The sequence below is a fragment of the Methanospirillum sp. genome (assembly GCF_028679455.1).
Taxonomy (GTDB): domain Archaea; phylum Halobacteriota; class Methanomicrobia; order Methanomicrobiales; family Methanospirillaceae; genus Methanospirillum.
Genome location: NZ_JAJRBM010000391.1, coordinates 1 through 9765 on the forward strand (window position 1 = coordinate 1; position 9765 = coordinate 9765).

5 protein-coding genes are annotated in these 9765 nt (G+C 44.2%); 1 reads left to right on the top strand and 4 read right to left on the bottom strand.

Going from position 1 to position 9765, the window contains the following annotated elements:
- Positions 1 to 206: 206 nt before the first annotated feature.
- From LUQ50_RS13265 to LUQ50_RS13280, 4 genes are all read right to left on the bottom strand, one after another.
- Positions 207 to 1661 (bottom strand): IS66 family transposase, encoded by a 1455-nt coding sequence (locus tag LUQ50_RS13265; RefSeq protein WP_300040434.1) that lies wholly within the window; start codon positions 1659 to 1661, stop codon positions 207 to 209.
- A gap of 80 nt (positions 1662 to 1741) precedes the next feature.
- The gene (locus tag LUQ50_RS13270; RefSeq protein WP_300040436.1) at positions 1742 to 1996 is read right to left on the bottom strand and encodes a hypothetical protein; all 255 of its coding nucleotides are present in this window, start codon (positions 1994 to 1996) and stop codon (positions 1742 to 1744) included.
- A 591-nt stretch (positions 1997 to 2587) separates the two neighbouring features.
- On the bottom strand, positions 2588 to 2866 hold the full coding sequence (locus LUQ50_RS13275; protein WP_300040438.1) for a hypothetical protein: 279 nt from the start codon (positions 2864 to 2866) through the stop codon (positions 2588 to 2590).
- Positions 2867 to 3001: 135 nt separating this feature from the next.
- On the bottom strand, positions 3002 to 8473 hold the full coding sequence (locus tag LUQ50_RS13280) for a PAS domain S-box protein (protein WP_300040441.1): 5472 nt from the start codon (positions 8471 to 8473) through the stop codon (positions 3002 to 3004).
- A gap of 421 nt (positions 8474 to 8894) precedes the next feature.
- Here LUQ50_RS13280 and LUQ50_RS13285 point away from each other — a divergent pair.
- Positions 8895 to 9765: response regulator (locus LUQ50_RS13285; RefSeq protein WP_300040443.1), on the top strand; the 871-nt coding region annotated here is incomplete at its 3' end.

Below are 9765 nucleotides of genomic sequence, written 5' to 3' on the forward strand. Positions count from 1 at the left end.
GTTTACTCTCATTATACTAAGATCTTTCGGTATTTCTCTGGTTGTTCAGGCAAATAAGCGATTTTTTAGAAGAAATTACGATAAATCAGTTGGGAGCGCTGAGAGGGGCTGAATAGTTACGATTTTTGGTAACTATTCAGCCTTTCTCAGCGCCCCCAATCGATTCCCACTCTAAACCCTCCAAATATTGCCTTTTTAGTAACTATTCAGGCATCATTAAGACCTGTATGAGTCTCTGGCATCCATGGATTATTGTTAAACGCATCATTAATCGCCTCAATAACCCTTTCACCATTCTTCCTTATTGTTGAGATGTAACTTCTGATCAAAACTACTGCTTCAGCGTTTGCTCTGTCCCTGAACCCTCCGGAAATCTTCATTTTAACTTTCATCATCCGGATATCCCGCTCCGCGAGATTATTATCAAATGGAACACGAATGTGTTCAATAAATCGCAGGACACCGTCTTTATGTATGTCCAACCTTTCGAGCAGGTTTCTGGCAAAGCTCTTTTTCTTCCTTCCTCTCTTTCCGGCGATATGAACGGGGGGCGGATTCTCATCGAGTCCTGCTTGAATTAGTTCATCATATGAACTTTTGATGCTGTTCATCATAATCCGGGGTATGGGAATATCGTCCGTATGAAATATTTCCTTAAGACCCTTTGCCTGTATCAGTAATTCACTTAAAATATTAGGCCATTTCTGTTCTGTTTCTTCTTCTACCCGTTTAAGTTCTCGAAGAATATGGGCACAACAGAAACTGTGCGTACAGGAGTATGAAAGATATGGTTTCCAAAAATCGTGAACACTTATTCCCGTGTAGATTGGAAGAACTCCGATGTTATTGATCCCTTCAGTTCCTCTTTTCGTCTGAACTGAGTAAGAGGTTAGTCGAGATGAACTGGTGACATGAAGCCAATTGAGTTTTCCTTCAACTCTGATTCCTGTTTCATCGTTGTGGATTACGGATTCACATTTAAGAGCATTCTTAACCGATTCATGAAACAATATGAGTTTCTCTGACAATGTGCGAGTAATATTGACAATGGTTCCAGGACTGATGGAGATACCAAAGAGATCATAACAGGCCTCGGTTGCCCGTTCGTATGGGATAAACTGATAATGAACGAGATAACTCAAATAGGCCTTGATTCTTGATCCATATTGAACGGGTTGTGTAACCCCCTGGGGAAAGGTTCCTGATGTTTTTCCTCCACAATGGGTACAAATCTTTGTGATGGATTGGTGTTCGATGATCTCAATTGATGGGGGAGGAGGAAGGTCGAAAACTTGTCTTTTTTCAATTCCAATTATTGCTCCATTCTGAAGACTTCTTCCACAACAGGAACAAACTTCAGGAGAGTGAGTTTCGAGGTGATCAGGATTAGAACTCTGTTCCAGGGTTTTTCCTGTATGCCCGGGTTGACCTCCTGGTTTTTTCTGGGTTTTCTTACGAAGTGAGGTTGTACGGTTCTTATGGGTGTAACCGTCCGAGGAGGGGGGCTTGCCGCTATTACTGCTGTTGAGATTTAACCGGGATTCGAGTTCAGTTACTCTAGCTTCTAATTTATCGATTTTTTCGTGCAGATAGTAAATATATGCGACGATTTCAGGGGGGCAATCAGGAAATTTAGATTTGATCTCTTCAGGTATTTCCATTCCGATATAGGAACGTTTTCTCTCATCATACTAAGATCTTTCGGTAGTTTTCTGATTGTTTATGTAAAAAGGGTAACTATTCAGGCATGCTGAGAACATACAGGCACTATCATCCTGTCTTGCCCATAAGTTCTCAGCATGCCTGAATAGTTACCTTTTTTGTAATAGTCGTTCAGGTCTGATGCAGCAAGGTTTATCGCTGCTTCTATTCCTGGAGCGTATGACGCAGTGTCACCGCTCTCATCAATAATCGCTCCGATAACAATCTGTTTCTCGGCAGATACCGCAGAAACCAACAATATCCCGACAAGAATTAGTCCTAATAATCGATTCATATTAAATCCACTCTTTTTGAAATACCCTTTTTATGGAATTACAACTTCAGGGATGAGAGAGTATGTTCTGGAGTTATTTATTTTTGATGAAATTGTTATGAAGATACATCAGGGATCACCTCTCGTTATTCAATTAATATTGATATCCATGAGATTAAATCAATTTCATGTGCATTTTGCCGATATATGATTCCATTAGCCCCGAGAGACCCCTGGTGGGCTGGTGAGAAGAAATAATTGAGGATATCATGATTAACCAGGTCAGGGATACTCAAAATCGCAATGACTGCAGCAACCGCAAACACAGCGGTACAGTATACTCTGGTGAGTGCCGTCACTCCGATATTCTCCGAGTATGTGATGTTTAGAGTAGATCCCTAAAATCCTGGCAGAGTACAGGATATTCCTTTTCCAATCACCACCCTGAAGAGGCCAGGATAACTCTGACACACCAGGTTTCAATCCGGTCTGACCCTGGTCTACCCGTCTCGTGGGTATCGATTATCAGATACTCAGGTATCGGGATCTGTCAGGCATTCCCCCCCGTCACCCCTGATCAGCGATTCCGGGGAGATACCATGGTGAGTAGTCTTAAACACCTGACTGATACTTAAAATTCTTCATGAAATTCTTTATTCCACCCTCTGATGCAACCGTTGCGGTACCATTGGGGAGGGGGCTGTCTGCCACGTGGGAAGGAGTGTTGCTGGTGAGATTCAGATCTGACTGGTTGGTCTCATTTACGGATACATTTCCAGATTGAGAGATGTTTGTCACATTCACGGTCTCTTCCTCTGCATATGAGTTACCTACCAGACTAACCAGGAAAAGAGCGACCATAAGGGATATCAAAACGTTCTTTGTGATCATAGTATCAATACCAGTTCGAATATCATTCGTCAATATCATACAAGGCTTTTCTGATCTGAAACACTTCAGAATTCAGGGGATTCAGACCGAACCTGCCTACCTGAACCAAAAAGAGCTTGAATTTTCTGACTGATATTACGTTTGAAACCTGAAAGTCCCATGAGGCACCATAATTTCAAACCGTGCTCCTTCACCCGGGATTCCGGTCTCACAAATCGATAGCCCGGTGATTGAAAGAAGTTCTCTCGCCAGATATAGACCGATTCCGGTATTTTTCCCATATCCGTGCTTAAAGATACTCTCCTTCTCTTTTTCCTCAATACCGATCCCGTTATCTGAATAGATGATGACCAGGTTTTTATCCTGTTTTTGTGCACTAACCCGGATAGTAGAGATAGTGGTGCCATGCCTGATTGAATTTTCAAACAGGGTGGAAAAGACCTTCTGGATAATGGGATCTGCAAAAATTTCAATATCAGCAGAGATGGAGATTTCAACGGTGATCTCTCCCAAAAACAGATCAGATCTGGCTGCATCCACGATTGAGACAAGGTTTACCCACATGCTGGAAAGTGATCCGAAATCCTCATACTCCCTGGTAAATTCGATGGTATTTTTCAGAGTCTGGCCTGCCTGAAGAGCATTAGTAATATATTCCTGTTGGAATGGTGTCATATCCGTGCCGAGTATCAGATCCAGTGACACGGTGATGACATTCAAATCGTTGATAATGTCATGCCTTGTGATACCGGTCAGGATCTTGAGTTTTTGTAATGCTTCCAGCAGAGAATATTCAAGCCGTTTTCGTTCACTGATGTCACGAATAATGATGAGATCTGCAGGGGCACCATGATACGAGATCAATACTCCAATCGATTCAACGACAATAGTGGAGTGGTCAAATCGAAGCATATCGGTCTCAAACGCTCTGGGCAATGGTTCCCCTGCCAGTCTTTTGCGTATGACCTTTACGATTTTGTTATGATTTTCACGAGGGAACAGGGTCAGATAATCCTTTCCGATGAGTTCCTCAATCGTGTACCCGGTCATTCGTGCAAAAGCATCATTTAAAAACACCAGACGTAAGTCCTGAACAATAATAATTCCGTCCCTGGCCTGTTCAACAACACTCCGGTACTTCTCCTCACTCTCCTTCAGGGCGATCTCATGTTGTTTCCGCTCTGTTATATCCCGAATACTGCTGATAAGTAACGATTTCCCCTCCATGGTTAACAATTCAGCAGAAATCGATACAAACATGGCTCTTCCGGATTTTGAGTACACAACCGTTTCAAAGGATTTTACCGTGCCCTTTTTTTGTATCTGGTCAATAAAAATGTCTCTTGTCTCTGGTGTACTCCATATGCCGACTTCAAGCGTACTCTTTCCGATGAGTTCATCAGTAGTATATCCCATATTTCTGGATAATTGTTCGTTTACCTCAATAATTTTCCCGCTTTGGAGGTCTGAAATGACGATGGCATCAGGATCTAAAAGGAATAGTTTTGAATATTTTTTCTGGGATAACCGCAGGGCTTTCTCGGTCTCTTTGAGTTCAGTGATATCCCTGATTGATTCGATAGCCCCTATTACGTTTCCCTCTATATCGGTGAGGGGTGTTGCCATCCCCCAGAGCTCTGCTTTCTTCCCTTTTGGTCGTGCATTGGTTGTTTCAGCAACCAGCATCCTCCCCTCATAGTGAAGGGATGAGTATTTTTTCTGTATCTCCTCATCAGGGAGGAGAGACATATCAATAAGAATTGGTCTCCGCTCTCCGTAGAACGGAATAGCGTATTCATAGTTGCCTTTTCCCAACATCTCTTGTGCCAAAATCCCGGTCATCTCCTCCATACTCCGGTTCCATGCTATCACCTTCCCTTCTGTATCGATAGCAAAGGTAGCATCAGGTAAAAAGTTGATGATATCAGATTCACGGCGTTGTAAATCCAGGATCTTCTCTTCTGTCTTTTTCTGTTCGGTAATATCCTGAAAGATTCCAAGGATATACGCCTGCCCATCCAGTTCCAGGGTTGAACTGTAAATTTTGGTCGGGAAAATACTCTTATCTTTTCTTAAGGTGGGGATATCCTGGCATGATTCAAGATCTCCTGTTGCCATCTGATCAAATATCTCCCTGATACGGGGATAATCATCAGGGGGATGGATATCTTCAGTTTTCAGCCCGACAAGTTCTTGTCCGCTATATCCCAGCATCTGATGGATAGCCTTATTTGCAAACGAAAATTGCCTGGTTTTTGCATCTGCCAGGAGAATTCCGAAGGGAATGCTCTCAAGTAACGTCCGTATCCGTTGTTCTGAACTTAAAAGTGCTTCTTCAGCCTTTTTGCGCCCGGTGATATCGGTTGCAATCTCCATTCTTACGATTCGTCCGTCACTCCACCGGATGGCCCGGTCGCGACAGTCATACCATCTCCCGGTTATGCTGTTCTGAAATTCCCATTGGTACAATCCGGTTGGACCTTTTTCATCCACCAGACGGTGATTGGTGCAGTATGGACAGGGACTATTCTGGTCTTTTTGCAGGTAATGGTAGCACTTTTGTCCGGTATAAACCCCACAAATCGCTTTCAATCGCTTATTTGCATATAGCATTTCGTACGTGTCCATATCTGCAACATATATCAGGGAATCCATGCTGTCGAGAATGGCATAGAGCTGTGCCTGTACCTCTTCAATGAGTATCTCTTTCTTTTTATCAGAAGAACCGGATGTTTGAGCAGGAAGCAGATCTATCTGCTCTATCCCATCAGGTTTCCCGGACCCGGTATCTTTCCTGAGTGAAACGGTGATATCATAATGCTTCCTGATCATGTTCAGGACTTTTTCAGATTGTATCCACCGCTTATCCAGTTGAGTGACCAACTGATCAATCTGGTGTATTTCGTTGATGATAATCTCGCTCGTTTCTGAATCCTCAAGCATTGAGGCAATAGCCATAATAATTGCCAGCGGATTGCGGATCTCATCATTGAGAACCGACAAAATAGCCAGATTTTTTTGAATCTGCTCTAATGCTGTGTCTTTTTCATGCTCAAGCCTGTTCCTTTCGGTAATATCATACCCCTGGGCGATAGTGGCCAGGGGAGACTGACCATCAGGTGTGTACAGCGTAGCCGAATTCCAGAGCAGTGTCCTGATATCTCCATCACTGCGGACAACGTCGATTTCTGTTGTCTCCCACCGTACACCGTCCAGGGTGGTCTGCAGGAGTCTCATGGTCCGGTCAGCCTGATCCGCTGGAAACAGAACCCTGATCGACTTTCCCACCATCTCTTCTGCAGATCTGCCAATAAGAAGTTCAAAAGACCGGTTCATTCTTTTGATATGGAATGACGAATCCCAGATGATGATCGGGACATTTGCGAAGGTGATAAGGTTTTCAAGGTATTCGTTCGTCTCCCTGAGCGTATCCTTGGATTCTGTCAGGGCTGCATTCTGGGTTTTGAGTTCCTGCTCGGTCTGCACTAACTGGTCATAGGTTGCTCTGAGTTCTTCATTGCTCTCTCCAATTGTCGTGATAAGACGTTCACGTTCTTCCTCTGCCCTCTTTCGTTTGGTGATGTCCCTGACAACTGCCCAGAAGTACTGCAGGGTTCCCTCAACTTTATACGAGCCATAGGCCTGGAGTTCAACAGGGAAGATTTCTCCGTTTTTTCTGATATATTCCTTCTCAAATACTCCTGAGTACCCGCGAACAAACAGACGGTTCTTCCAGATCTCTTCCTGTTCCCACCGTCTCCATTTCTCCACGGTGATATCATAGAAACTTTCAAGATTCTTCAGTTCTTCAAGAGTATACCCGACAAGATCACAATATGCCTGGTTTGCATCGATGACATGTCCTGCCATATCAACCATGACAAACCCGTCAAAACTTCCTTCAAATATCTCCCGGTACCGTAGATCCTTTTCCTTAAGGGCAGTTTCGGCTATTTTTTGCTCGGTAATATCCTGGACGGTCCCCAGGGATGAGAGGGGCTTTCCTGAAGAGTCATACTTGGTTTCACACCGTTCCAGGACGTATTTTATCCTGCCGTCAGGCATCAGCAGACGGTGTTCTATCTGGTAGGGAGTTTTCTTTTGTAATGAATCAGAATATGCCTTATCTACTGCTTTACGGTCATCCGGATGGATAGCTTCTAAAAAAGCCTCGTATGATGCTCCGAATTGTAACGGATCGATCTCAAAGATCTCAAAGATAACATCAGACCATGTAAGATGGTTTGTTTGAATGTCTAGTTCCCAGCTCCCGATCTTTGCGACATGCTGTGCTTCATTCAGACGGCGTTCGCTCTTTTGTAAAACCTCTTCAAATCGCCTGCGTTCAGTGACATCCCTGCTCACTCCGATGAGAACATCCTGATTGTTCCATCTTCCCCTCGTAACTTTCGTATCTGCCTCGATGAGGGTTCCATCCTTTGAAAGGACCGGTATCGTGCTGATGTTTTCTGTTCCATCAAACAGTCTTTGCAGGAGCATACGTGCATCTTTGTACTTTTCAGGTTCGAGAAACCGGAACATAGTCTCACCGACGAGTTCGCCGGTTGAATACTGAAGTTTTTGCTCCACCGCATTATTGATGGAAACGATACGGCCTTCCTGGTCAAGGATAAAGACCATATCATCGATGGAGTGAAACAGGGTTCTGAAATTCTGTGCTGTCTCCTGTTTTTCTTCTTCGATTCGGATACGCTCGATCGCACTGCCCAGTTCCCTGCTTATTGAGGTGAGAGTCTCTCTTTCATTATTATCGATGAGATAGCGTCTCATACTGGCAATATTTAATACTCCGATAGCCTTTCCTTTAGAAATCAGGGGAAGGGTGGCTATTGAGAATAATCCGTATTTCTGTGAACGTTCCTGACTCACCTGGGCATAATTTTCGATAAAAAGAGGTTGGTTCCTGATAAACATCGTGTTATAAGGCTCTTGGTCGATTGAAACATGATCGACTTCAGCAATAAAACCGGGAGGGAGGTTTTGTGAATGGACAATATGGGCGGTCCGGGAATCAGGGTCAACGAAATAGATCCCTCCGGCATCAAAGTTGAGGAGCCGGATTGATTTTTCAAGAACCTTTTCCAGAAGGTCAGAAAGACCTTTTGCATTATTTACCTCTGATATGATCTCATTCAGGATGCCGAGCATTTCTGCCCGGTGAGTCAGCAATTCCAGTTCAGATTTAAGACCATTGACAGTAATTTCTGTCTGCTTTCTCTGTACTACCTGTCTGATGGTACGGGCAAGCTCAGGAAACCTGGACGCTGCATCTCCCTCGTTCCAGGGAACAATTTCGGCACCATTCCGATCTCCTTCAAGGATCTCTTCCTTATTTCCCGGGTCTGTCAGGAGGATGAACGGGATATTGCCTGACTGCTCTCTGACTGCCAGTAAAAAGGAGATCCCATCTATACCTGGTTTCCGGCTTACTGATACTATCGCATCAATTGGATACTGGTTCAGATAGGTAAGCCCTTCAGGTATCGTTGAACAGGTATGAACGGAAAACTCACCCTGCTGCGGTAGGATTTGTTTACACAAAAGGAGCCGCTCTGCGTTATCATCAGCGTAAACAATTGATATCATGGTTTTTTAATGGCAAATCCCTCTCACGGGATATCAATCCTGAACCGGTATCGGCTGTCCACCTGTCTAATCTGATCCGTATCGGATGATGGTAAACCCGATATTCATTGCTCTCGTAACGGGATTATGGGAGAGTGATAACCCAATGTATCCATGTCAGTATGTATATCTTTTCCATCTATGATTCTGACTCTTCATCAGGTTGAGTGGATACCTGTCTTAATACCCCGTATCCCGATTCATATCTGTGTAGAAGAATTTATCTGTCCTACCCTCTATGTATCAGATCGTAGGATGCGATCCCCTCGCTCATTTAAGGTACGTGAACCATTCGCAAAAATCTGGATCTACCTTTTTAGGGGAGAAATTTCGGTGCTCTGTATCTGAGGATAAGGTCATCGGGAATACCATAAGGATATGTATGTCTGCAGGAGAAAGTGAATCATCGTTGATCTCAGTCCTCTATGTGGACGATGAAGCAGACCTCCTTATGATCGGGAAAATTTTCCTGGAACGCTCCGGTCAGTTCAGGGTTGACACGGTTCCTTCTGCGAATACCGCTCTCTCTTCCTGTCGTATTCAGTCATACGACGCCATTGTTTCTGATTACCAGATGCCTGGGATGGATGGTATAGAATTTCTAAAAACAGTCAGGGAGCAGTTTGGCGACATTCCTTTTATTCTCTTCACGGGCCGGGGACGGGAAGAGGTGGTGATAGAAGCCATCAACAACGGTGCTGATTTCTATCTCCAGAAAGGAGGTGAACCAAAGTCGCAATTTGCAGAACTATCCCATAAAATCAGGCAGGCAGTGCGAAGAAAACAGGCAGAAGTGCTGGTCCGTGAGTCCGAAAAGCGGGTATCAGATATCATCAACTTCCTTCCCGATGGTACGTTTGCCATAAACCGGGAAGGTGAAGTGATCGCCTGGAACCGGGCTCTTGAAGAGATGACCGGGTTTTCAGCAGCCAGCCTTCTCGGGAAGAAACATGACGTATATAGAGCTGCTTTTTTTTCAGAAGACCGCCCGCTTCTCATAGACCTTATCGACAAACCCGATGAGATCATTCGAGACTATTATTCCTATTTTTACCGGGATGGATCATCTATCGCTGCCGAGTCGCAAACCCGCAAGCTGAATGGTGACCCGATTTTTGTGACCATTAAGGTCAACTGGTTATACAATCAGGAGGGTGAGATTACCGGAGCGATTGAATCAATCCGTGACATCACGTACCTGAAAAATACCGAGCGTGAACTGAAAAAAAGTGAGCAGCGGTACCGCTCGATCA